This is a genomic window from Streptomyces sp. YJ-C3 (genome assembly GCF_053891275.1).
In genome coordinates this window covers 4,127,069-4,149,922 of the sequence record NZ_CM132685.1, presented here as the reverse complement: position 1 = coordinate 4,149,922, position 22,854 = coordinate 4,127,069, and the positions used below count along the sequence as shown (strand labels likewise).

Genomic DNA, 22,854 nt, shown 5'->3' with positions numbered 1-22,854 from the left:
CTGGTCAGACTCCTGCTGGTCGGTGGGCGGTCACTCGGCGCCGGACGTGTGGGACTCGAGCAGCCGGCCGCCGTCCCAGACGACGCCGACCTGGCGGTAGTACGCGGCGATCGGCTCGCGGATCTCCAGGCGGGCCAGCTCCTCGGTGGGCGCCTCGAAGAGCTCCAACTCGGCTTCTCCGACCCAGGGTTGGCCGCCCTCGAACGAGGCGGCACCGGACTCGACGAGCTCGTCGAGCGCCAGTCCCTTGCCCTTCTCGATGGACGGCAGCCAGCGGTGGTGGGCCATCGGGTGGGCGTTGACGAACCCGTTGGTACCGGCCGGTTCGCGCAGGGTGACGACGGCCTGGGCGAGGCGCCGGTCGGCCGCGGCGAGGGTGGCACCGAAGCGGGCGCCGGCCTCGATGCGCGGGGCGGGGCCGTGGGGGTGGGGGCGCGTCTGGTGGATGGAGCCGAGCTTCTTCGGGTACCCCTGGTGCAGCCCGCGGGCGATGGCGAAGTCCTTGTCGACCCAGATGTGGACACAGCGGGTGAAGGTCCGGCCCCGGTACTGGCAGCGGACGACCGCGAAGGCCTCCTTGTACTGGGCTCGCACCGGGTCGAGGAGCTCGTGGCCGTCGGCGGAGCAGGACTGCCAGTCGGCCCAGATCAGCGCGACCGCTCCGGGGTCCTCGTCGGCCAACTCCAGCGGCGCGGGCAGCAGTTCGCGGACCCGGGCCGGGTCGGTGCGGTACTCGACGGTCAGCAGATCGCCGGAGTAGCGCCAGGGCGGCGCGGGGATCAGGGACGAGGCGCCCGTCGCCGTCTTGGGGTGGAGGTATCCACGAACCGTGGGGTTTTCAGCCACTTGGGGTTCCTTAGGCGGTGAGGGCGGGCTGCTTGAGAAGTTCGGCGCGGTAGCGGGCGGCGGCCGCCGCGGCGGACCGGCCCCCCAGGGCCACGACGCCGACGAGCCGGCCGTCCTGGTGGTAGCCGACGAGGACGTCGCCGTCGAGATCGCCGTCCAGGACGCGCATGTCGTCCTTGCCGAGGGCGGGGGCACCGAAGGACTGGAGCCGGAAGTCGTGCTGGTCGCTCCAGAAGGTGGGCAGTGGCCCGAACGGCGCGAGGTCCGCCTCGGTGCCGTTCAGGTGGGCGGCGAGCACCTTGGCGGCGTGTTTGGCGGTGTCCGTGGGGATGGACCAGTGCTCGACGCGGCGGGGCACGCCGTCGTAGCGGGCGTTGGGGAAGCGGGCGACGTCGCCGACGGCGAGGACGTCGGGACGTCCGCCGACGCGGAGGTGTGCGTCGGTGAGCACGCCGTCGGTGAGGTCGAGGCCGTTGCCGTCGAGCCATTCGGTGTTGGCGACGGAGCCGACCGATTCGACGACGACGTCCGCGGCGAGGACGGTGCCGTCCGCGAGGAGTACGCCGGTGACGTGGCCGTCGCCTTCGAAGCCCGCCACTGCGGCGCCGAGGGCGAAGCGGATTCCGCGCTGTTCGTGGCGCTCCCGCAGCGCCCGCGCGAGTGGTGCGCCGAGCGGTCCGACCATGGGCAGCGGCAAGGGGTCGATGACGGTGACCTCGGCGGCGCCGAGGTCCAGGGCGGTGGCGGCGACCTCGCAGCCGATGAATCCGGCGCCGACCACGACCACGCGAACGCCCGGACGCAGCAGGGCTGTTCGCAGTTCCTCGGCGTCCTCCAGGGTGCGCACGGTGTGCCGTCCGGCGACGGGTCCGGGACAGCGCAGGCGGCGAGGGCGCATACCGGTGGCGACGACGAGACCGCTGTACGGAATCGCCTCCCCCTCGGAGAGTTCGACGGTTCGGCGGTCGAGATCGGCCCGTACGACGCGGGTGCCCAGGCGCCAGTCGGCGTCGGCCAAGCCGGCGCGGGGCCGGAACGCGAGCGACGCGAAGGGGGCCTTCCCGGCCAGGACCTCCTTGGAGAGGGGCGGACGGTTGTAGGGCATGTGCGGTTCGTCGCCGACAAGGGTGATCGGGCCGCCCCAGCCCGCCGACCGCAGTTGCTCGGCCATGCGCAGACCGGCCATGGAGGCGCCGGCCACCACGATGGGTGCGCTCATGAGGTCAGCCCTCGATCCGGATGGCCTGCAGCGGGCAGACGTCCGCGGCTTCCTCGACCTCGTCGCGCAGCGCGTCGTCCGGGTCCGCGACGTACGCCAGGCGACCGGCGTCGTCGAAGCTGAAGACGTCCGGGGCGGCGAAGACGCACTGGCCGTGGTCCTGGCACTTGTTCATGTCGACGACGACCTTCATGGGCCTGTCCTCCTGGGACTGAGGGGGCGTCAGAGAGGGGAGATGGGGCCCGGACCACCAGGGGCCGGGCCCCGGCCAAAGGGGTGCGGTCTCACCGACCCCCAACTCGTTTGGCTTCAAACAACATAGGAAGCGACCGGACCCTGGTCAATAGCTATCCGCATGGATAAATTTCTGCGACGGAACCCTTGCGAGAAGGGGGCGGCATCCATACCGTTTGGCATCAAACAAGTGAGTGGCTCCTGCATCTCCCCGCAGTTCGCAGCCGCCGCACCCCCTCTCCCCCAGCGCCCCGAGCGCTGGGAGGCGCCCCTTTCCCGCAGAGGAGACACCGGTGAGCGCATCCGACACCCCGCCCGTCCGCCAGCACATGGAACGGCTCGCCGCCGAGGGCATCGACGTCGTCCGGGTGACCTATCCCGACCTCATCGGCACCGACCGGGCCCGCGACGTCCTGCTCGACCACCTGCCCGCGGCCTGCGACCACGGACTCGCCTTCTGCCGCGCCGTCTACCACACGAGTCCACAGGGCGACGTGGTCCCGGTCGCCGGCGGCCTCGACGCCGGACTGCCCGACATCTGCGTCCGCCCCGACCTCGACACCCTCACCGCCCTGCCGTGGGAGCCCGGAGTCGCCACCTGTCTCGGCGACGTGACCGACCCCGCGACCGGACTGCCCGCGCCCGAATCCCCGCGCGACCTGCTGCGCGCCGTCGTCGACCGCTGCGCCGAGCACGGCCTGCGCCCGGTCGTGGGACCGGAGCTGGAGTACTTCCTGTGCGACGCCGCGCCGGACACCCCGCGGGGCTGGGGCCGTTACAGCGACGCGGCCGGGGTCGTCTACACCTCGGGCCTGCGCGCGGACGGCGACAACCACCTGCTGCGCACCCTGCGCCTGCTGCGCGACCTCGACATCGGCGTCAGCAACGGCAACCACGAGTTCGACGGCTCACAGTTCGAGATCAACCTGACGCACTCGGACGCCCTGGACGCCGCCGACCGCGCCTTCCGTTTCAAGGCGGCCGTCAAGGAACTCGCCCGCAGAGAAGGCAGGTTGGCCACCTTCATGGCCAAGCCCTTCAACGACGCCGGCGGCTCGGGCTTCCACCTCCACCTGTCCTGCGTCGACGACGAGAGCATCAACACCTTCCAGGACCCGTCCGCTCCGCACGGCCTGTCCGCCACGGCCCGGCACGCCGTCGCGGGCGTCCTCGCCCACACCCCCGCCCTCACGGCCCTGGCCAACCCGACGGTCAACTCGTACAAGCGCTTCGGACCGGACACCCTCGCGCCCTGGCTGATCGACTGGGGTCTCGACAACCGCAGCGCCATGGTGCGCGTCCCGCCCGAGCGCGGCTCCGGCTCCCGCCTCGAACTGCGGCTGGGCGACGCCAGTGCCAACCCCTACCTGCTGATCGCCGCCACACTCGCCGCCGCCCTGCTCGGCGTCCTGGCCGGGGAGGAGCCGCCCGCTCCACTGGAGGGCTACGGCTACGACACCACCAGGTCCGCCCTGCTCCCGACGACACTGCCCGCCGCGCTCGACGCCCTGGAGGCGGACACCGCGCTCACCGAGCTGCTCGGCAAGGACTTCACCGCCTCCTACCTCTCGTACAAGCGCGACGAGGTCGAGCGCTTCCAACGGCACGTCACCGACTGGGAGTTCACCGAGTACGCCTACCACCTCTGAACGCCCCGGCCCGCCGCACCTCCAGGAGACCCCGCCATGACCAGCCCCACCGTCCCCGCCACCCCCACCACCGCCGGCGAGCTGCGCGCCCGCCTCGCCGAGCCGCTTCCGCTGGCCGACGTCGACCTCGCCGACCTGAAAGACTTCGCCGACCCGACCACGCCCTGGCGGATGTTCCACACCCTGCGCCACGAGGACCCGGTGCACTGGCAGCCGGAGGACGCCCCCAACTCGGGCTTCTGGGCGGTGACCCGGCACGCCGACATCGCGACCGTGGACCGCGACGCGCAGACGTTCACGTCCACCAGATTCGTCAACCTCGAAGAGGTCGACGAGGACCAGATCAAGAAGCGCGCCTCGATCCTGGAAATGGACGGCGTCCGCCACCGCGCCCTGCGCAGCGTGATCCAGCGCCAGTTCGGCGCGAGCGTCATCAACGGCTACGCGGACTTCCTGCGCGGCCTCACCGCGCAGACCCTGGACGCGGCCCTCCCCAAGGGCACGTTCGACTTCGTCCAGGAGATCTCCGCCGACTTCCCCATCAACGTGCTCGCCCGCCTCCTCGACGTCCCGCCAAAGGACAACCAGCAGCTCATCGACTGGGGCAACCGCATCATCGGCAACACCGACCCGGACTACGCGGATGTCCTGCTGCACAGCGCGGAGAGCGAGAAGTACCGCGACCTGCCGTTCCGCTCCCCCGCGTCCCTCGAAGTCTTCGCGTACGGGCGGGAGCTGGCCCGGCAGCGGCGCGGCAAGGACGGCACCGACATCGTGTCCCGGCTCGTCAACCAGACCCCGCGCGACGGAGTGCCGCTCTCCGCCCAGGACTTCGACAACTACTTCCTGCTCCTGGTCGTCGCCGGCAACGAGACCACCCGCCACACCATGTCCCACGCCATGCTCGCCCTGCTCCAGCACCCCGAGCAGCTGGCCCGGCTCAGGGACGACCCCTCGCTGATCCCGTCCGCGACGGAGGAGTTCCTGCGCTGGGCCTCCCCCGTGTACCACTTCCGCCGGACCGCCACCCGCGACGTGGAACTCGGCGGCAAGCGCATCAAGGAAGGCGACAAGGTCGTCATGTGGTACGCCTCCGGCAACCGCGACGAGGACGTCTTCGACAACCCGTACGATCTCGACGTCGCCCGCGAGAACAACGACCACGTCACCTTCGGCAAGGGCAGCTCCCATCTGTGCCTGGGGAACCTGCTGGCGCGCACCGAGATCCGCATCATGTTCGAGGAGCTCGTCCCGCGTCTGGCCGACATCAAGCTCGCGGGCGACGTCCCACGCGTCCGCTCCAACTTCGTCAACGGCATCAAGAAGCTGCCGGTCGAGGTCACTCTCGCCTGATCGCACGCATGCGGACCAGGGCGGACGGCCGACGCCGGACACCGTCCGCCGCCCCGGCCGCGCGCCCCGACCCCTGCATGTGCCACGGTGCGCCCATGAGCAACGACTACGACCGGATCAGGCTCGGCATCGAGTTCATGACCGCCTACACGACCGACAACGCGATGCTGGCCGCCTACGTCGACGAACGACGCCGGGAAGACCCGGCAGCGGCCGAGCATCTGATGGACGGCACCGCCGCGCTCTGCGCGTACCTGCTGCGCAAACTCGCCAACGACACCGGCACCACCGAGCACACCGTGCTGCAGGAACTCGCGCGCGCGGCGCACCGGAACGAGCAGCGCTCCCAGGAATGAACACCTTCCAGCCGAGCGTCGGGGGCGTCGGCGACGCGTCCGTGAGGGGCATCCAGCTCCGTACGGCCTCCTGGTGCGAGCCGTTCTCCGTGCCCTGGGCGACCGGCTGCCGGGTCAGCCGTTCAGATGAAGAGCCGTGATGCCGGTGAGGACGAAGTCGATCCCCGCGAGGAACTGCTCGCGGTCGTCGTGATCGCGCATCTGGGGCGCGACCGCCCTGGTGAAGGAGTACTCGTCAGGGTCGAGCTCGCCCCACGCCGTCGACGCCGCGGCGAGATACTCGGCGCGGCCGGTGCCCGGGCCGAGAGCGCGGGCGCTGTCGGCGTTCGTGGCGTTCTGCCCCGCGGCACCCAGGATGTAGTGGACCAGCGCCGACGTCACCGTGAACCAGGCGGCCTCGGGCACACCGAGCGCGCGGACCTGCCGGCCGACGCCTTCGAAGATCCGCAGGGTCACCGACCCGCCGGGGCTGTGGGAGAGCTGCAGGGCGAGTTGTGTGGCGAGCCACGGATGTTCCTCGGTCGCGGCGAACAGGCCGAGCGCGACGGCGCGGATCCCGTCCCGCGGCGCGTTTGGGGATCGCGCGGGTTCGACAGCCACAGCGGCGGCGACGACGGCGTCCGTGGCGGCGGCGAGCAGTTCGCCCTTGTTCGCCACGTGCCAGTAGATCGCCCCGGGTCCCGTGGACAGACGCTCCGTCAGCGTCCGGAACGTCAGACCGCGCTCACCTTCCGCATCGAGCAGCTCGACGGCGGCTTCGATGATGCGCTCGCGGGACAGCGCGTCCGTGCGCCGCTCCGACTTGCGGGTCTGTGGTGTCATGCCACCATTTTGACACGTCTGGAGTGCTGTTCCAACATATGTTCTGGAGCGACATTCCAGGAAGGGCGGCCGGTCGTCACCGGTCATGAGAGGACGGGCGCGCTTGTGGAACTGACCCTCGTCGCCGTGCTCGGCGTCATCAGCATCGTGGCGGTCGCCGCGTTCTCCGAGCGCCTCGGTCTCGCCGCACCGCTCAGCCTGGTGGTCGTGGGCATCGGCCTGAGCTTCCTGCCGGGGGTCCCGCATCCCGAGGTCGAGCCCGAACTGATCCTCGCCGGGGTGCTGCCCCCACTGCTGTACTCGGCGGCCGTGAACATGCCCGTGGTCGACTTCCGGCGCAACATCCGGCCGATCACCGGTCTCGCGGTGCTGCTCGTCGTGGTGTCGACACTGGGCGCGGGCTGGCTCTTCCACTGGCTGCTGCCGGAGATCGGCTGGCCCGCCGCGTTCGCGCTCGGCGCGGTGATCAGCCCCACCGACGCCGTCGCGGCCACCTCCGTGGGGCGCCGGCTCGGCTTGCCGCACCGGCTGCTCACCGTGCTGGAGGGCGAGGGGCTCGTCAACGACGCGTCCGCGCTCGTCCTGCTGCGCTCCGCCGTCGCGGCGATCGCCGGTTCGGTGTCCCTCTGGGGCATCGTCGGGGAGTTCTTCTACGCGGTGGCCGTCGCCGTGGGGATCGGACTACTCGTCGGCGTCGTCAACGTCCGGGTGCGCGCGCTGCTCAACGACGCCGTGCTCAATGCCGCGATCTCCTTCGTGGTGCCCTTCCTCGCCTTCCTGCCCGCCGAGGAGTTCGACGCCTCGGGCGTCCTCGCCGTCGTCGTCGCCGGGCTGGTGACGGGCCATCTCAGCCCGCGCCGGCTGCGCGCCCAGGACCGCATCACCGAGGCCACCAACTGGCGCACCGTCGCGTTCCTCCTGGAGAGCGGGATGTTCCTGCTCATGGGCCTCGGCGTGAAGGCGCTCGTCGACGAGGTGCACGACGACGGCATGGGCATCGGACACGCCCTGCTCATCGGCCTGGCCGCCTCGGCGCTGGTGATCGTGGTGCGCATCGTCTTCGTCGCGCCGCTCGTCGCGGGGCTGCGCCGGGAACAGCAGCGGGCCGCGGAGTCCAAGCCGCGTCTGGAGTCCATGCAGGCGGCCCTGCAGGGCGACGAATCCGATCCCGCCATGGAGGAGCGCCTGCGCAATGTGCCCGAGAGGAAGGTGCAGCGGTTCCGGCTCCGGGTCGACAAGGCCTCCGCGGACGTCGAGTTCCGGCTCAACGAAACGCTGGGCTGGCGCGGTGGGGCGGTGCTCGCCTGGGCCGGCATGCGCGGCGCCATCACCGTCGCCGCCGCGCAGACACTCCCGCAGGACACCCCCGACCGCGCCCAACTCGTCCTGATCGCCTACGTGGTGGCGACGACGGCACTGCTCGCCCAGGGACTGACGCTTCCGGCGGTCATCCGCTGGGTGCGGGTGCCCAAGGAGGATCCGTCCAGGCTGCGCGAGGAGTACGTGCGACTGGTGACGGAGCTCTCGACCACGGCGAACTCCGTCCTGGACGACCCCGCGCTCACGGACCGCGACGGCGCGAAGTTCACGGAGCGGGTCATGGACCAGGTGCGCACGGACGCGAGGACACGCGTCCCCGGCCAGTCCGGCGCCGCCGCCCCGACCCCGGAGCAGCTCGGGGGCCGCGAACAGTACCTGCGGCTGCGGCTGCGCGTCCTGACCGAGCAGTCCGAGCACCTCCAACAGGCCCGGACCAAGGGCGCGTACAGTTCGGCCGCCCTCAACCACGCCCAGACCGTGCTCGACGTGGACATGGCGCGCCTCCAGCAACTGGCGGACGCGGCGGCCGACGACTGACCAACGAGCGGTTGCACGGTCTCCGTTCAGGGGCAGCGGCCCGCCAGGACACAGAATTCGTTTCCCTCCGGATCGGCGAGTGTCACCCAGCTCTCCTCGCCGGTCTGGCCGACATCCACATGTCGGGCGCCCAGGCCGAGCAGGCGACGGACCTCTTCGTCCTGCTCCCTGTCCGCGGCGTTGACGTCGAGGTGGAGCCTGTTCTTGATGGTCTTGCCCTCGGGCACCTGCGCGAAGGTCAGCGCCGGCGGCACGGGGCCGGGGCGGCTCCTGCCCTCCGGCACCAGCGGGGAGCCGATGGTGACAACTCCGTCTTCCCGGCCCTGGACCTCGTAGCCGAGGACCGAGCACCAGAACCGGGCGAGCGCCTCAGGGTCGGCACAGTCGATCGCCAGCTCGGTGAACTTACTGGTCATGTCAGGACCTCCCGGTGAAGTGACGCATCCGCCAAGGGCCGCGGAGCCCCTCGCAGAGTAGACAACCGGCGCGAGCGGGCGGGCCTGCGCCCACAGCTCACCGCGACAGCGACTTTGCTGCACAATGTCCGTTTTTGACATTCCTGGAATCCTGTTCCATCATCGATTGGAACGACATTCCAAGGAGTCGGGCTGGAGCCAACCAGGTCGCCTCGAACCTGAAGGAGCCACGATGACCACGCACGTCACGATCATCGGCGCCGGACTCGGCGGCCTCACGCTCGCCCGCGTCCTGCACGTCCACGGCATCACAGCCACCGTCTACGAGGCGGAGTCCTCCCCCGCCGCGCGCTCACAGGGCGGCATGCTCGACATCCACGAGAACAACGGCCAGCGGGCGCTTCGGGCCGCAGGGCTGACGGACGAGTTCCGCGGCATCGTCCTGGAGGGCCGCGAGGCCGTGCGCCTCCTCGACCAGAACGGCGAAGTCCTGCTCGACGAGCCCGACGACGGCAACGGCGCACGCCCCGAAGTGCTGCGCGGCGAGCTCCGGCGGATCCTGCTCGCATCGCTTCCGGACGGCACCGTCCAATGGGGGCACAAGGTCAGCGGAGTCCGCGCCCTCGGCGACGCCCGCTTCGAGGTGAGCTTCGCCGACAGCAGCACCGTCACCACGAGCCTGCTGGTCGGCGCGGACGGCGCATGGTCACGGGTGCGGCCGCTGCTCTCCGACGCCACACCCGAGTACGTCGGAACGTCGTTCGTCGAGACCTACCTGTTCGACGCCGACAACCGGCACCCGGCCACCGCGGAAGCGGTCGGCGACGGGGCGCTGTTCGCGCTCGCGCCGGGCAAGGGCATCCAGGGCCACCGGGAGGCGGACGGGACCCTGCACAGCTACATCACGCTCAACCGGTCGATGGACTGGCTGGCCGGCATCGACTTCACCGATTCCGCCGCCGCTGCCGCGCGGATAGCCGAGGAGTTCGACGGCTGGGCGCCGGAGCTGACCGCGCTGATCACCGACGCGGACAGCGGTCCGATCCTGCGCCCGATCCACTCCCTGCCCCACGGCCACCGGTGGGAGCGTGTGCCCGGGGTGACCCTGCTCGGCGACGCCGCCCACCTGATGGTCCCGTCCGGCGAAGGCGCCAACCTCGCCATGTACGACGGAGCCGAACTGGGCAGGGCCATCGCCGCGCACCCCGACGACATCGAGGCCGCGCTCACCGCGTACGAGCGGGACCTGTTCCCCCGCAGCGACGCGGAGTACACCGACGGCGCGGTCGTCTTCCAGCTCTGCTGCCGCGACGAGAACGCGCCCGAGGGACTGCTCGGCTTCTTCACCGGCCAGACGGCTCCCCGATAAAGCGCCCAAACCCTCCAGGAGTGCTGACGCAAACTGTCATGTGCGGCTTGAGAGTTCACCTTATGAGCGCAGAAGACATCACTCCAGTGGTCCCGTCCGTACACTCAAGAAGTCGTCAGCCAACGACAGATCTGGCCGTCGAAGGCACTATCCACGTCCCCCGCTGCCACTCGCTTCCCAGCGGGTCAGCACACAGACAGGAGCTTCCTGTGTCGGATCCTCAGCCTGGAAACTCGAGCGTCAAGGAACAGTACGCAGCACAGGTCGTCGCCGATCTGGAGCGCAATGCCAAGGAACAGGAGCAGATCGGCTCGCAGTTGGCGGTCCTGCAGGATCAATTGCAGTCGCTACGGGACGACCAGGCAGTCCTGATGGGCGTTCAGCAGGCCCTGGGGCTCGAAAAGAAGAAGAGCGCCGGTTCGCTAGCGCGTCCGCGGCGCCGGACCGCCCCGGGCGCGGGCGCCAAAGCCGCCGGGGTGCCGAAGCCCCGGTCCACGCGCAGCGCCAAGAAGCCCGCGCCGCGCGTGAGCAAGGCCGTCCCCGGTGCGCAGCCGACGCTGGTCACTCTCGTGCAGGACTACCTCGCGCAGCAGAAGGAACCGCGCTCGGCATCGGAGGTGGCCGAGGCGCTCGGCACCGCGCACCCCGACCGGGGCATCAAGAAGACGGTCGTACGCACCACCGTCGAAGGTCTGGTCGCCAAGGGACTTGCCCAGCGCAGCAAGCAGGGCGCCTCCGTCTTCTACAGCGCACCGGACCAGGCGCAGTCCCCCGATGCGGTCGCGGAGCAGGAACCCGCGACGAGCTGACCGGGACGGCTCGGCGGACGCGGGCGGCATGGCCGTTCAGGGCCATGCCGCCCGGCAAGGGCGCACCCCCGGCGCCGCACCCGGGCACACCCAAAACGGGTACACGGTCATTACGTGGGATTTCATAGTGAGATGCCATATCCACGCATGAATCGCCGAGCCTTCACCACCTTGCTGTTGGGCTCGGCCATGGGCAGCATCGCCGCCACGACAGGCGGCTGCTCGGCGGGCGGGCCTTCACCCGACGGCACGACGCAGCATGCCATCAAGCGCGCGTACGAGTTCCTCGATCACCGTGTCGACGAGGCCGCGGGCACGCATCAAGGGCTGCCGCGCAGCTACACCGGTGGGTACATGGCACGACACCATTCCACGGTGGCCTTCACGTACGACGTCGCGCTCACGATCATCGCCTACTGCGCTCGGGGCACGAAGGCCGACGTCGCACGGGCGGCCGCGCTCTCCCGCACGCTCGTGGCGCTCCAGGAACAGGACGCCGAGGACGACGGCAGGCTGCGCCAGTCCTACGCCTCGGGACGGCTGCCCACAGGGCGGGAGGTGCCCGAAGCCGCTGCCGCGGACACGTTCACCGGCACACTGGCCTGGGCGGGTCTCGCTCTGCTGCACGCGCACCGGGCCACGGGCACGGCCGCGTTCCGCTCCGGTGCGGTGCGCGCGGCGCAGTGGATCCAGCGCGAGGCCTCCTCGTCGACGGGCACGCCCGGCTACTCCGGTGGCATCAACGCCCAGGGCGACGAGGTGCGGTGGAAGTCCAGCGAGCACAACGCGGACGTCGCGGGATTCTTCCGGGCGCTGGTCGGCACCGTGGACGACGACACGTGGGGCAGCCGAGCGGACACCGCCGTGGCGTTCCTCGACGCGATGTGGGACGGCGAACAAGGCGCGTTCTGGACCGGCACCGGTACGGACGGCACCACGGTGAACCGCACACCGGTGCCGGAGGACCCCCAGACCTGGTCGTATCTGGCCACCAGGAACAGTCGGCACGCGGCGTCCCTGGACTGGGCCCGCAAGCATCTCGCGGCCGAGGACGGCGGGTTCGTCGGGGTGTCGGTCAGCGACGCCGACACGTCCAAGGTGTGGTTCGAGGGCACGGCCCACCTGGTGTGCGCGCTGCGGGTCCGAAACGGGGACCGCGACGGCGAGCGGGCCGACCGGCTGCTCACCTCCTTGCGCTCCGCGCAGGCCCATGCGCCCCACGCGGACGGGTACGGCCTGGTCGCGGCCTCGTCCGACGGACTGGACACCGGCGACGGCGACCGGCTCTACGCCAGTCTGCACACGGGCACGACGGCCTGGTTCGCGCTGGCGGCGCGCCGGGCCAATCCGTTCGTCCTGCAGTGAAGGCGCACCGCAGGGATCAGAGCAGCCACTGCCAGCGGGCCACGAGCAGGGCCGCGATGACGAGCAGCACGACGAGTTCCAGCCAGAACAGCCGCCGGTCGCTGCGCCGGTCCTGACGGGTGAGTTCCTGTGCGCGCCGCTCGAGCCACTGCGGGTCCGGGCCGTCGTCTTCTGTCGTCATCGGGCGCCGACCTTTCCGGTCTTCTCGGTCTTGTCCCATGTCATCTGCTTGTTGCGGAGTTCCTGGAAGAACGAGGCGACCAGGCAGGCGGCGAGCAGCGAACCGTATCCGGCGAGGTGCAGCAGGGGTGGTGCGAGGCGGCGCAGACGCGTTCCGGACAGGAGTTTGGCCATCCAGGCGATCGGCATGGACAGCGCGAGCCACGCGTAGACGGCGATCATCACGGGGTGGGTCTCGCCGTTCCCGGTGATCAGCCCCGCCCGCTCCAGCAGGGGGACGAAGACGCCGGGCAGCGCGGTGACGACGAGGATGCCGGTGGCGACGACGCCGGGATAGATCAGTGCCTCGCACCAGCTGCGGCGGAAGGTCCCCGGGTCGATCACGGCGGCGAGCAGAGTGATCAGCAGGTAGCAGATCAGGTTCGTCACCCACAGCAGATGGAACAGGGTCCAGGCCCGGTCGTGGTCGGTGAAGTAGAGGAACAGCAGCGAAGCCGAGCACGCCACCAGCAGCACGGGGGTGGCCAGGAGCGAGTACCAGATGAGTCCGAAGAGGTACGAGCCGAGCCGGTGCCGCTCGCCGGGGGCGGTGCGGCCGCGGAACCAGATGTGCCGGTAGCGCCGGGTGACCTGCAGGTTGCCGCGCGCCCAGCGCAGCCGCTGCTTCCACAGTCCGGTCAGGTCGGCGGGTTCCTCGGCGAGCACGGTGGCGAAGCCGTCGAAGACGACCCGGCGGCCGGCGAGCTGGGTCTCGAAGGTGGTGACCGTGTCCTCGGCGAGCGTGCTGGTGTCGATGCGTCCGCCGATCGCCGCCAGATTGGCCCTGCTGTGCAGTTGCGCGCCGCCGGCCAGACAGGCGACGACGCCGAGCACGTTCTGGGCGCGGCGGGCGGCGGCCTGGGCGGTGATGTATTCGTAGGCGATGTAGCGGGTCAGGTAGTTGCCGTGTTTCCCGCTGCCTTCCTTGATGTACGCGGTCACGGCACCCACCTCGGGGTCGGCGAGGTGCCGGGTCATCCGCACCAGCGCGTCCCGGTCGAAGACGACGTCGGCGTCCATGATCAGGACGGCCTCGGCCCAGTCGTCGCGCAGTACGTGGTCGAGGCCGTGGTTGAGGGTGTGGGCCTTGCCCTGTCCGCCGTTCTCGCGCCGCAGGTGCACGACGCTGCCAGGGTGGCGGCGCGCGAGGCGCTGGACGACCTCGGGGGTGTCGTCGGTGCTGGCGTCGTCGATGACGAAGACGCGGAGCCGGTCGGAGGGGTAGTGGAGGGCGAGCAGTCCTTCGACGGACGCGGTCAGGACGGGGGCTTCGTTCCAGGCGGGAATGAGGACGGCGGTGCGGGGCAGGTGCAGGTGCTCGTGGTCGTCGTAGAGGTGCCGGAAGCGTTGCAGTCCGATGAGCAGGAACTGGATGACGGCGGTCACCAGCGGCACCGCGCCGAGGAAGACGATCACCTCGGCGACGGTGTGCAGGATCTCGTTCAGGGTGTGCACCGCGCCTCCGTCTCGGCCAGCGCCCGGGCCACCCAGGGGAAGACGCCGACGGCGTCCGCGCGGTGCGCGTCGCTGCCCGCGGCGAGGCGTACGCCCGCGCCGGACAGCAGGGCGGCGGTGCGCGGGGCGGGGCACTGCCACTTCTCGTTGAGTTCGACGGTGACGCCGTGGTCCCGGCAGGCGCGGGCCAGCGGGGCGAGCAATGGGGCGTCGACCTCCGCCTCGTCGAGTCCGGCCTTGGGCAGCACGCTGAACAGGTGCGCCAGGTGGGCGGTGCGGCCCGCCGGGATCCGGCCGATCGCCCGCGCCGTGGCCCGCACCAGGAGTGCGAGTGCCTCGGTGCGGGACATCGTCCCCGCGTCCAGCCGGTCCCGTACCGCCTCGGGGTGGGCGGGGCCGTCCGGCAGCGGGAAGCGGTGGTCGGCGAGGGCGATGTGGTCGATCCCGGTGAGGTCGTCGGGCAGGTCGATGCGCCCCTCGGTGTCCATGATCTTCGCCTCGACACCGCACACCAGGCGCACCGGTGTGGTGGCCCGGGCGTCGCGCACGGCGGTCACGTACCGCGGCAGATAGGTGGTGTCGGCGCGCACGTGGTCGGTGAGGACCAGGGTGTGCAGGCCGGCCTTCTCGGCCGCGGCGACGACCTGGTCGAGCGGGTCGCGGCCGTCGGAGAAGTCGGTGTGCGTGTGCAGGTCCGTGCGGAGGAGGGGATGTGTCCGGCCGCTCATGCCGGGCCTCCCGGGCCGTTCCCGGGGCCCACCTCCCGTGTGTCGCCCATGTCGCCCAGTTCGCGGGGGTGCAGGACGACGTCCTGCCAGTGGCGTACGACGGCGGCCTCGCGGTGTTCGACGCGGTCCGGCAGTACGGCGCCGAGGAGTCCGGCCACCGCCCAGCCGGGCATGTCCACCCCGGCGGCGACGGTGAGGGAGAGTCCGCCCGGCGGGCGCGGGTTCACCTCCAGGAGGGCGGGCTTGCCGTCCCGGTCCTCGCGCACCTGGACGTTGAGGATGCCGCGCAGGCCGAGCGTGCGCACCGTGTCCTCGGCGAGCGCGGACAGTTCGGGGGCGTGCAGGATGCGGCCGGCGACCACGATCCCGGAGTCGGTCTTGTCACGGGCCCGGGGCACCGCGGCCACGACCCGGCCCGCGGCGTCGGTGAGGACGTCGACGGAGTACTCGGTGCCCGGCAGCATCTCCTGGAGGAGGTACGAGCCGTCCTGCGGCAGCCGGGCGAGACCGGCCGGGTCCTCGACGGTCGTCACCCCGCGGGAACCGGAGCCGGTGCGGGGTTTGGCGATGGCGGGGAAGCCGCCCGCGAAGTCGTCACCGACGCCCGTGTCGTCCGTCGGTCCGACGAGACGGGTGACCGGCTGGCGCACCGCCCCCTCGCACGCCTGCGCGAGGCGCCACTTGTCCAGGCAGGTCTCCAGTGCTGCGACGGACGGCACCAGGACACGCACTCCCGCTTCCGTGAAGGCGTCGGCGGCGCGGGACAGCGCCACCAGTTCCGCGTCCACCGTGGGGACGAGTACGTCGACGGCGTACCTGCGGCACAGCACGAGCACGGCCTCGGCGAAGCGCGGGTCGTCGCCGGGCGGCAGCAGCAGGCGGTAGGCGCGCGGCACCAGGTACAGCCCCGCCCCGTTGGGGTCGATGTCCGCCGCATAGCACTCGGCGGCGCCCTCCAGAGCCCGCAGGAAGCAGACGCCCGACGGTCCGCCCGCGCCCGTGACGAGCACCCGCGGCGGACGGCCGAGGGGGGCGGCGAGGTCGGGGCCCGCCGCCGGGCCGGTCCCGCGCCGCTCAGACATGGTCGGCCGGGAAGAAACCGAGCGGTGTGGTGTCACGGACGACCTCCAGGGGTTCGGCGTAGCGGGACTGGGAGAAGCGGCCCCAGTAGCGGGCGGTGGAGCGCAGCAGCTCCTCGTCCAGGTACCAGCGGCTCGCGGCCTGGGAGTGGTGCGCGTTGATCGCGGAGAGCTTCGCCTCCACGTCGCTCTCCCGCAGTCCGATGAAGCGGTTGGGCTGGTAGGAGACGGTGGCCGACGGCGACTGGTAGCAGGCCACGCGGGGCACGCGACGGCAGGCGACCAGCGCCGCGCGGTGCACGGCCCGGTGATCCTGGTGGGTGTCGCTCCCGGAGTGGACGAGCACCACGTCGGGCCGGGCCTCGGCCACGGTGCGCTCGATGGTCCTGATGGTGCTGCTGTTGTCGGCGATGGAACCGTCGGGCAGGTCCTCCAGCACCAGCCGCGCACGCATGACCTCGGCGGCCCGATGGGCCTCCGTGCCGCGCTGGCCGGAGTCGCCGCCGCCGGCGCCCCGCGACAGCGTCAGGATGGTGACGTCCCAGCCCTCGTCGACCCGCCGGTGGATGGTCCCGCCGACGCCGATCTCGACGTCGTCCGGGTGGGCGCCGATCACCAGCATGTTCACGCGCTCCTCCGGCACCCCCACACCGCCGAGCGCGTCGTGCCGGCTGTGCAGCACGCGGGTCACGGCCGCGGCAAGGCCGCCCGGATCGCCTCGTTCGACCATGTCGGCGGCCCGGCCGCGCAGGGCGGCGAGGGCGCGGCGGGTGCTCGGCGCGTCGTCCGTGACGACGATCGGCACGCGCGGGCTCTGCTCGTGCCACTGCTGCAGGAACCCGGTCAGGGCGCCGTCGCCCCCTGTGAGCGCGGTGTCCCACACGGCGGCGTCCCAGGCCTGCCCGGGGGACGGTGGTCTGCGCCCGGCGGCGAGGAACGCGTCGCTCGATCCGACGATGTGCACGAGAGTCGCGCCGGAAGCGCGCAGCACCTCGGCGGCGGCCGATGCCACACGCTCGTCGCGATCACCCACCAGAACCCGCGCGCCGGACAAGAGGGGCTGGCTGTCATGGGGGGAGGAGCGCCGCACGTCGGCCGCCGCAATCGACTTATCGCTTATTTCGGGCATAAAGCCCACCGTAACGCGCCCTGGGTCACGTCGGGCGGTCGCCGAAAGTCCCTTCCCGCCCAGCCGCAAGGGGGCAGAAGCCCTGTGTCATCAGGGCACTTGGACCCGATTGATCCCCTACACGTCGGGCACGATCTCTACTGGTCTCTCCTCGATGCGTCGGCACGTCCTGCTCCTCGCCCGGGTCCGGCTCGCCGCGTCGACGAACGACCGCCGCCGACCGCCCGGACCACCGCCACCTGGCGTACGCCCACTGGCCGTGCGGCCGCTCGGCGCGAAGGCTGTTCGACACCGTCCGCCCTCGCACAGGAGGCCCGAACCGCGCATGGACGACCTCACCCCGGTCCCCGACGCGCGCTCCCACCTGGAACTGCAGGCGATCCGACAACTCCTGCAGGCCCAGCGCCGACGCATCCGCTCGTACGCCGAGCGCCACCGGGCCGCGCCACCGGCACCGGCTCCCGCCCCGAACCGGACGCCTGCGCCGCCGTCCCCCTCGGGCCAGGAGGTCCTGGACGCTCTCACCCTGCCTGCCCTGCTGGTGACCCCGGTGCTCGGCGACGACGGCGAGATGCGGGACGCGCACTACGCGGCCGAGAACGCGGCCGCCCGCGCCTACGCAGCCGACCGCTTCCCCGAGGAAGGCGTCCGTCGCTGGACCGGCCCCACATCCCTGTACGAGCACTTCCCGGCGCTCCTGGACACCCCAGTGCCCGGCATGTTCGCCCGGGCCTTCCACGACCGCGCCGCACAGGGTCCCACGATGATCGAATGGGTCATGAGCAGCCCCGCGGGGCCCGTCCGCATCAACGACCAGGTGCGCGTCGCACCCTGCGGTGAGCATCTGCTCCTCACCTGGGAGCGCGGGCACCGCCTGCACATGGCAGCCGCCGCACAGCACCTGATGCGTACGTGCTGGGCCGAGTGGAATCTCGGCGACGACGGGGTCGAGCCGTCCCGCGGATTCCGCCAGGTGCTCGGCCTGCCCCGCAAGGCCGCCGTGCCCACCCTGTCCGATCTCGCCTCCACCGTCACCGCGGAGAGCCTGCCCGACCTCTACCAGACGCTGTACGACGTCATCCTCCGCAAACGCACGGCCCGCTGCGAGCTGCGTCTGCGCGGCGTCGCGGGCCGGGTGATCCGGATGACGGCCGAGCCGGTGCGGATCGCGCCCGGCAGCCTGGTCTGGGCGCTGCGCGGTGTGCTGACCGACGTGACCGCCGACCGCCACCACCGGGAGACCGCCGCGTGCGCCGAACGCGAGGCCCGCAGGCAGCGCGAGCGCGCCGAGGCCGTCGTCGACGTCGCCGACGCCCTGCGCGAGGCGGTGCTCCCCCACTTCCAGGACGAGCTGGCCGCCTACGGACTGCAGGCGGTCGCCGTGTACCGGCCCGACGAGCGGGAGGCCGGTGTCGGCGGCGACTGGTACAAGGCCCGCCGGCTGCCCGGCGGCCGGCTGCTCATCGCGCTGGGCGACGCCCGCGGCCACGGCCTGGCCGCGGTCACCCTCATGGCGAAGCTGCGCTACGCCCTCGCGGGCCTCGCCTACACCGAGGAGCGGGTCGAGCAACTGACGCGCTGGCTCAACGAGTTGGCCTGCGCCGAAGGAATCGAATCCACCGCGACCGCGATCATCGCCCGCTACCACCCGGAACGGGCCCTGCTGCGCTGGACCTGCGCCGGCCATCCGCGCCCCGTCCTCGTACGCGACGGACGGGCCGGCCAACTACCCGCTCCCGAGGGCGGCCCGGGACTCCCCCTGGGCGTCCTGCCCGACACGGCCTACATCGCCGCCGAGACGGTTCTGCGCGTCGGCGACCTCGTGCTGCTGTACTCGGACGGGCTCACCGAACGCCGCGCCAGCGACCCCGACCAGGACACCCGGCGCTTCCTCGACGCGGCGGAGCACTGCCACCGCACCGCTCCCCCGGGCCCCGGCCACGACGCGCTGCAGGACTACGCCGAACGCATCGTCGCCCGCTTGGACGGCCTCCACCGCACCGACGACGCGACCCTCCTCGTACTGCGCCGGACCGAGGTACCGGGCTGACAATCCGGCTACGGCGCGAGAGGGCGCGCCGCTACTGATCCGCGGGGTCGACGGAATCGACGGCCTCGCGGACGTCCTTGTGCTCCTCCAGGTGGTCGGAGGTTCCGGTGACCTCGAACAACCGCCGCGCCTGGTCCGGGACTTGAGTCAGCATCACCCGGCGTTCCGCTCTCACCCGCAGGAGATGGTTCAGCAGCGACGAGTCGCAGAACGTCAGCGCGGCCATGTCGAAGACCAGTGGCCCCGGGTGGGCACGCAGCGCGTGGGCCGTGGCCTCGGCGATGTCGTTCAGGTTCGAGTAGTCGAAGTCGCCGACCAGTTCGATCACCCACACCGGGCCGTGCCGATGGGACGCTCTGATCCCCGCCCAGTGCTCCGTCGGATCCACTCGACTCTCTCCCCACGCTGTCAGATTCTTCGCCTCTCGCGTACCGCGCGCCGCGGACCGCACACTGCATGCAACTGCTCCGCCTCGACCGAATTACGCCCGTCACCCTCGTGAGTGAGTGCGCTCGGCACGGCATCCGGTGGGCACCGGGGCATGGCGGACTCTCCACCGGACCGGCGGTTCCCACGTCGACGGCCACGGCTCCGCTCAGGTCGGCCGGGCCGGGTCGGACAGCGCCTCGTCCTGATAGGAGGAGCCGTCCGCGGCGTCGCGATCCGGCGGTGCCGCGGTCTCGGCAGGCTGGTCGCCCGCCAGCAGGTAGTCGAGGATGCCGGTGATCTCCAGGACCCGGCTCAACTGGGCCGGACGCTCGTTCATGCACAGGCGGGTACCCGCCGCCCGCATCCGGCGTCCGAGCATCAGCAGCGCGGACACCCCCATGGAATCGACGTACGAGATCCCGGCGCAGGCGAGGCGCACGGTGTGCGTGGCGGGGTGGGCGGCGAGCGCGTCTTCCACATGGTCGGTGAAGTCGTCAGTGGTGCCGTACTCCAGCGGGCCCTCCACCGCGACGGTGAGGACACCGTCGCGGTAGCTGTGGCTGAGGCGCAGGGCGGGAAAGGTCGTCATGAGGTCTGTCCGGAGCGGAGATCGGTGAGCGCGACGCGTGACTGGTCGAGGATGGAGACGGCGCGGGGGAAGTCGCTGAGCTGGCGGAGCAGCGAGACCAGCACCGGTTGAAGACTGGCGGCCGGGACCCGGCGGGCTTCGAGAATGCCCGCGGTCCACGTCACGAACGTCGTGAACAGATCGGCATCGTCGACGTAGAGGGCGGTGGCCAGGTAGCTGACGATGTAGTCGATGTCCTCGACGGTGCGCTCGCGCTGGAACTCGCTGTAGTCGCGCATCGCGGGAAAGCCGTCTTCCACGTCGGCCAGGGCCTGCTTGACCAACTGCCGCTTGACGCGGCGGACCATCGTGTATTCCTGGTCGTTCAGGTGCGGCAGGTCGCGGTCCGGCAGCCGTGCCGCATCCGCCTTCGGCCGCTCCAGCCCCTGGGCGAGCGCCAAGTGCGCGCCCGCCGCGTCGAGGGCCCACTCGGCTCTCATCGCGCGGGCGTAGCGGCCGTCCTCGCCGAAGGCGGCGCCGCCGGCGAGCACCGGCACGCCGATGGCCTGACAAGCGCTGATCGCCGTGTGCGCGATCGGCAGATGGGTCGGGATCGACGACGACAGCAGCACCGCGTCGGCGCCCGTGTGATGCAGGTGGGCGACCAGGTGCTCGGTGGGGACCTGCGCGCCGAGGTAGTCGACGCGCCAGCCCCGCAGCCGGAGCACCTCGGCGACCAGCCGGGCGGGCAGCGCGTGCCACTCGCCGTCCACGCAGGCCACGACGACCCGGCCGCGTGCCGTCTCGGGCAGGGCGTGCGCGGTGGCGTCGGCGAGCGCGGAGATGCAGCGTTCATTGATCGCGGTCGCGGCGTGCTCCTGCGCGACGGTGATCTTGTTCGCGGCCCACTCGGTGCCGACGCGTCTCTGCGTGGGCGCGATGAGGTCCAGCAGGATCCGCTCGGCGGCCCTGCGCACCTGCACCGGGTCGCAGGCTCCGGTGTCGGCGGCCGCACGCACCAGGGAGAGGGCACTGAGCTCGTCGCAGTCGATCACCGCCTGCCAGAGGCGCTCGCGCAGTTCGCTGAAAGCCGGCGCCTCGTCGTCCGCGGTCGTCGTGGCTGTAGTCATGCAGTGAACCTGCCCCGAGTATGTCCGTCCACCGCTGTGAGGTGGTTGTTACGTGGTGCGGTGATGGCGAGCAGGGCCATGTCGTCCTGCGGGCCTCCGTCGACCCACTGCGTGGCGACCATCTGCAAGCGCTCGGTGACCGCCTCGGCGGGCAGGCCCGCACACCCGGCCAGTGTGTTGCGCAGCCGCTGGTCACCGAAGAGGACGTCGCCGAGCGGGCCGCCGCGTGCCTCGGTGATGCCGTCCGAATACAGCAGGCACGTCTCTCCCGGTGCGAGGTCCACGGCTGCGGTGGTGAGCTTGATGCTCTCCGTGGGCAGGGCTCCGATCAGTACGCCCTTGGTGTCCGCTTCCTCGATCCGGCCGTCGGCGCGCACGATGAGCGGGGTGGGGTGTCCGGCGCTGGACACCCGCAGCCGTACGCGGCCGCCATGGCGCTTGACGGAGGCCAGGGCGAGCGTCGCGAAGCGGGCGTGGTGCGAGGACAGCAGTGCGTTGTTCAGCAGGGTGAGCACGCGCAGGTGGTCGCCGGCGAACGGCAGCAGCGCCTCGATGGTGTTGCGGATCTTTCCGGTGAGCACGGCGGCTTCCAGCCCCTTGCCGCACACGTCGCCGAGGACCGCGAACGTCTCGCCGTCGTCGCTGTCCGCCGGGTAGACGTCGTAGAAGTCGCCGCCGATGCGTTCGCTGACGGCCGCGGCACGGTAGCGGCCCGAGAAGTCGACCCCGCGCACGCGGTCGAGCACGGGCGGCAGCAGCTCACGCATGAGCACATCGGAGATGTGTGTCTGCTCGGCGTATATCCGCGCCGCGGACAGGGCCGCGCCGGCCCGTGCGGCGAAGAGCCGGGCGAACCCCTCCTCGGCTTCGGTGAACGCCGCTTCCTGCTTGTGGCGCATCAGCACCATCGCGCCGGCGGGCAGACCGTGCCCGGGCAGCGGGACCACGACGACCGAGCCGATCTGCCCGCCGTCGGCCGCGAACTGTTCCGGGACCGCCCAGTCGGGAACCTGCGCCGGGTCGATCCAGCACGAGGACACCGGCGGGAAGCCCAGCAGTGCCTCCGACAGGCCCGGCAGGCTGTCCGGGTCCATCGCGATCTTCTCCCGCACCACCGGCCCGTTGCGGGTCCAGCGCGTGACGGGATAGAAGCGGCCGTCGCGGACTCCGACGATGAGCGCCGCCTCCGCGAGGTGCTGCACCGCCATACGGGCCGTCACTTCCATGCACCGATCCACGTTCAGCGAGGACAACAGCTCGCTGGAGACCTCCTGCAGTACCCGCGAGCGCTTCCGCTCGCTGGCCAACTCGGCCTGGGCGAACCGCAGATCGGCGTCATCGATCAGCCACCACGACACGGCGCCGTCGGCCTGCCGGCTCGGAAAGGCGTCCACCCTTCTCTCGCCGACGCGGCCCCACACCTCTGCCGGCAGACCCGCGTCCGCCCCTCGCACCACATCGGCGTGCGCTTCGGTCAGCCAGTCGGGCGCCACGTCCGCCAGCAGGACACCGGGCCGCACACCCTGCAGGAGTTCACCGGCCCGGTCGTTGCAGGACAGCACTCGTCCCGCCCCGTCCACCGTGACCGAGGAACGGGGATCACGCAGGCCGACGGCCGGTTCAGCGCCTCGGGAGCCAACCGGCTCCGTGGAGGAAACCATCACGCGGGACCCGCAGGACGCCGGCCCCCACCACCCTTCACTGGATTCTCAGGACAGCAACCGGCGCCGCAACGGACCGACTTGCCCCGCTCCGGCGTCAACGCCCACGAC

General features: G+C 71.5%; 22 protein-coding genes. 8 read left to right on the top strand and 14 right to left on the bottom strand.

All coding sequences use genetic code 11. From position 1 onward, the window contains the following. Nucleotides 1-30: 30 nt before the first annotated feature. The 3 genes from ACVHNB_RS18400 to ACVHNB_RS18390 are packed head-to-tail and all read right to left on the bottom strand — an operon-like array spanning nt 31 to nt 2,258. Complete coding sequence (locus ACVHNB_RS18400; protein WP_428950050.1) at nt 31-846, bottom strand: acetoacetate decarboxylase family protein; 816 nt, start codon at nt 844-846, stop codon at nt 31-33. Between the two features lie 10 nt (nt 847-856). Beyond that, the gene (locus tag ACVHNB_RS18395) at nt 857-2,065 is read right to left on the bottom strand and encodes an NAD(P)/FAD-dependent oxidoreductase (protein ID WP_428950051.1); all 1,209 of its coding nucleotides are present in this window, start codon (nt 2,063-2,065) and stop codon (nt 857-859) included. Between the two features lie 4 nt (nt 2,066-2,069). Beyond that, nucleotides 2,070-2,258, bottom strand: a complete 189-nt coding sequence (locus ACVHNB_RS18390) for a ferredoxin (RefSeq protein ID WP_456228637.1) — start codon at nt 2,256-2,258, stop codon at nt 2,070-2,072. A 334-nt stretch (nt 2,259-2,592) separates the two neighbouring features. Here ACVHNB_RS18390 and ACVHNB_RS18385 point away from each other — a divergent pair, with 334 nt between their 5' ends. From ACVHNB_RS18385 to ACVHNB_RS18375, 3 genes are all read left to right on the top strand, one after another. Then, nucleotides 2,593-3,948 (top strand): glutamine synthetase family protein, encoded by a 1,356-nt coding sequence (locus ACVHNB_RS18385; protein WP_456228636.1) that lies wholly within the window; start codon nt 2,593-2,595, stop codon nt 3,946-3,948. 36 nt (nt 3,949-3,984) lie between these two features. After that, on the top strand, nt 3,985-5,301 hold the full coding sequence (locus ACVHNB_RS18380) for a cytochrome P450 (protein WP_456228635.1): 1,317 nt from the start codon (nt 3,985-3,987) through the stop codon (nt 5,299-5,301). A 95-nt stretch (nt 5,302-5,396) separates the two neighbouring features. Next, on the top strand, nt 5,397-5,657 hold the full coding sequence (locus tag ACVHNB_RS18375; protein WP_428950055.1) for a hypothetical protein: 261 nt from the start codon (nt 5,397-5,399) through the stop codon (nt 5,655-5,657). A 114-nt stretch (nt 5,658-5,771) separates the two neighbouring features. On the opposite strand, the gene ACVHNB_RS18370 is transcribed toward ACVHNB_RS18375, so the two are convergent. Next, entirely contained in the window at nt 5,772-6,479 is a 708-nt protein-coding gene (locus tag ACVHNB_RS18370; protein WP_456228634.1) for a TetR/AcrR family transcriptional regulator, read from the bottom strand. A 105-nt stretch (nt 6,480-6,584) separates the two neighbouring features. Between ACVHNB_RS18370 and ACVHNB_RS18365 the strand changes: the two genes are divergently transcribed. Then, nucleotides 6,585-8,336: a cation:proton antiporter gene (locus tag ACVHNB_RS18365; RefSeq protein ID WP_456228633.1), complete on the top strand. Its 1,752-nt coding sequence runs from the start codon at nt 6,585-6,587 to the stop codon at nt 8,334-8,336. 26 nt (nt 8,337-8,362) lie between these two features. Here ACVHNB_RS18365 and ACVHNB_RS18360 read toward each other — a convergent pair whose 3' ends face one another. After that, entirely contained in the window at nt 8,363-8,752 is a 390-nt protein-coding gene (locus ACVHNB_RS18360; protein WP_428950058.1) for a VOC family protein, read from the bottom strand. A gap of 232 nt (nt 8,753-8,984) precedes the next feature. Here ACVHNB_RS18360 and ACVHNB_RS18355 point away from each other — a divergent pair, with 232 nt between their 5' ends. From ACVHNB_RS18355 to ACVHNB_RS18345, 3 genes are all read left to right on the top strand, one after another. Next, entirely contained in the window at nt 8,985-10,121 is a 1,137-nt protein-coding gene (locus ACVHNB_RS18355; RefSeq protein ID WP_456228632.1) for an FAD-dependent oxidoreductase, read from the top strand. A gap of 209 nt (nt 10,122-10,330) precedes the next feature. Beyond that, complete coding sequence (locus tag ACVHNB_RS18350; RefSeq protein ID WP_456228631.1) at nt 10,331-10,930, top strand: hypothetical protein; 600 nt, start codon at nt 10,331-10,333, stop codon at nt 10,928-10,930. 147 nt (nt 10,931-11,077) lie between these two features. Continuing rightward, entirely contained in the window at nt 11,078-12,295 is a 1,218-nt protein-coding gene (locus ACVHNB_RS18345) for a hypothetical protein (RefSeq protein WP_456228630.1), read from the top strand. 16 nt (nt 12,296-12,311) lie between these two features. On the opposite strand, the gene ACVHNB_RS18340 is transcribed toward ACVHNB_RS18345, so the two are convergent. From ACVHNB_RS18340 to ACVHNB_RS18320, 5 genes are read right to left on the bottom strand one after another with little or no spacing between them, the layout of a single operon-like run. Then, nucleotides 12,312-12,476: a hypothetical protein gene (locus tag ACVHNB_RS18340; RefSeq protein ID WP_428950061.1), complete on the bottom strand. Its 165-nt coding sequence runs from the start codon at nt 12,474-12,476 to the stop codon at nt 12,312-12,314. Next, a complete protein-coding gene (locus ACVHNB_RS18335; protein WP_428950062.1) occupies nt 12,473-13,969 on the bottom strand; it encodes a glycosyltransferase in 1,497 nt (498 codons plus the stop codon). The genes ACVHNB_RS18340 and ACVHNB_RS18335 overlap by 4 nt, the downstream gene beginning before the upstream one ends. Beyond that, nucleotides 13,957-14,697: a PHP domain-containing protein gene (locus tag ACVHNB_RS18330; protein WP_456228629.1), complete on the bottom strand. Its 741-nt coding sequence runs from the start codon at nt 14,695-14,697 to the stop codon at nt 13,957-13,959. Before ACVHNB_RS18330 ends, ACVHNB_RS18335 begins: the two co-directional genes overlap by 13 nt. Next, entirely contained in the window at nt 14,694-15,779 is a 1,086-nt protein-coding gene (locus tag ACVHNB_RS18325) for an ATP-grasp domain-containing protein (RefSeq protein WP_456228628.1), read from the bottom strand. Before ACVHNB_RS18325 ends, ACVHNB_RS18330 begins: the two co-directional genes overlap by 4 nt. Then, on the bottom strand, nt 15,772-16,788 hold the full coding sequence (locus ACVHNB_RS18320; RefSeq protein ID WP_428950065.1) for a PIG-L deacetylase family protein: 1,017 nt from the start codon (nt 16,786-16,788) through the stop codon (nt 15,772-15,774). The genes ACVHNB_RS18325 and ACVHNB_RS18320 overlap by 8 nt, the downstream gene beginning before the upstream one ends. Nucleotides 16,789-17,230: 442 nt before the next feature. Here ACVHNB_RS18320 and ACVHNB_RS18315 point away from each other — a divergent pair, with 442 nt between their 5' ends. Then, on the top strand, nt 17,231-18,955 hold the full coding sequence (locus ACVHNB_RS18315; RefSeq protein ID WP_456228627.1) for a PP2C family protein-serine/threonine phosphatase: 1,725 nt from the start codon (nt 17,231-17,233) through the stop codon (nt 18,953-18,955). Between the two features lie 31 nt (nt 18,956-18,986). On the opposite strand, the gene ACVHNB_RS18310 is transcribed toward ACVHNB_RS18315, so the two are convergent. The 4 genes from ACVHNB_RS18310 to ACVHNB_RS18295 all read right to left on the bottom strand — a co-directional run bounded on the left by ACVHNB_RS18310 (nt 18,987) and on the right by ACVHNB_RS18295 (nt 22,743). Continuing rightward, entirely contained in the window at nt 18,987-19,343 is a 357-nt protein-coding gene (locus tag ACVHNB_RS18310) for an STAS domain-containing protein (RefSeq protein WP_456228626.1), read from the bottom strand. 207 nt (nt 19,344-19,550) lie between these two features. Next, complete coding sequence (locus tag ACVHNB_RS18305; protein ID WP_428950068.1) at nt 19,551-19,973, bottom strand: STAS domain-containing protein; 423 nt, start codon at nt 19,971-19,973, stop codon at nt 19,551-19,553. After that, nucleotides 19,970-21,082 carry a cobalamin B12-binding domain-containing protein gene (locus ACVHNB_RS18300; protein ID WP_456228625.1) on the bottom strand — a complete coding sequence of 371 codons (1,113 nt, stop codon included), beginning with the start codon at nt 21,080-21,082 and terminating at the stop codon, nt 19,970-19,972. Before ACVHNB_RS18300 ends, ACVHNB_RS18305 begins: the two co-directional genes overlap by 4 nt. Then, on the bottom strand, nt 21,079-22,743 hold the full coding sequence (locus ACVHNB_RS18295; RefSeq protein WP_428950070.1) for a PP2C family protein-serine/threonine phosphatase: 1,665 nt from the start codon (nt 22,741-22,743) through the stop codon (nt 21,079-21,081). The genes ACVHNB_RS18300 and ACVHNB_RS18295 overlap by 4 nt, the downstream gene beginning before the upstream one ends. Between the last annotated feature and the right edge of the window lie 111 nt (nt 22,744-22,854).

Excerpts from the sequence above, each read along its gene's own strand:
- ACVHNB_RS18295 (WP_428950070.1), bottom strand. The coding sequence starts at position 22,743 with ATGGTTTCCTCCACGGAGCCGGTTGGCTCCCGAGGCGCTGAACCGGCC.
- ACVHNB_RS18345 (WP_456228630.1), top strand. The coding sequence starts at position 11,078 with ATGAATCGCCGAGCCTTCACCACCTTGCTGTTGGGCTCGGCCATGGGC.
- ACVHNB_RS18315 (WP_456228627.1), top strand. The coding sequence starts at position 17,231 with ATGGACGACCTCACCCCGGTCCCCGACGCGCGCTCCCACCTGGAACTG.
- ACVHNB_RS18375 (WP_428950055.1), top strand. The coding sequence starts at position 5,397 with ATGAGCAACGACTACGACCGGATCAGGCTCGGCATCGAGTTCATGACC.
- ACVHNB_RS18355 (WP_456228632.1), top strand. The coding sequence starts at position 8,985 with ATGACCACGCACGTCACGATCATCGGCGCCGGACTCGGCGGCCTCACG.
- ACVHNB_RS18380 (WP_456228635.1), top strand. The coding sequence starts at position 3,985 with ATGACCAGCCCCACCGTCCCCGCCACCCCCACCACCGCCGGCGAGCTG.
- ACVHNB_RS18300 (WP_456228625.1), bottom strand. The coding sequence starts at position 21,082 with ATGACTACAGCCACGACGACCGCGGACGACGAGGCGCCGGCTTTCAGC.
- ACVHNB_RS18325 (WP_456228628.1), bottom strand. The coding sequence starts at position 15,779 with ATGTCTGAGCGGCGCGGGACCGGCCCGGCGGCGGGCCCCGACCTCGCC.
- ACVHNB_RS18340 (WP_428950061.1), bottom strand. The coding sequence starts at position 12,476 with ATGACGACAGAAGACGACGGCCCGGACCCGCAGTGGCTCGAGCGGCGC.
- ACVHNB_RS18330 (WP_456228629.1), bottom strand. The coding sequence starts at position 14,697 with ATGAGCGGCCGGACACATCCCCTCCTCCGCACGGACCTGCACACGCAC.
- ACVHNB_RS18305 (WP_428950068.1), bottom strand. The coding sequence starts at position 19,973 with ATGACGACCTTTCCCGCCCTGCGCCTCAGCCACAGCTACCGCGACGGT.
- ACVHNB_RS18370 (WP_456228634.1), bottom strand. The coding sequence starts at position 6,479 with ATGACACCACAGACCCGCAAGTCGGAGCGGCGCACGGACGCGCTGTCC.
- ACVHNB_RS18390 (WP_456228637.1), bottom strand. The coding sequence starts at position 2,258 with ATGAAGGTCGTCGTCGACATGAACAAGTGCCAGGACCACGGCCAGTGC.
- ACVHNB_RS18360 (WP_428950058.1), bottom strand. The coding sequence starts at position 8,752 with ATGACCAGTAAGTTCACCGAGCTGGCGATCGACTGTGCCGACCCTGAG.
- ACVHNB_RS18395 (WP_428950051.1), bottom strand. The coding sequence starts at position 2,065 with ATGAGCGCACCCATCGTGGTGGCCGGCGCCTCCATGGCCGGTCTGCGC.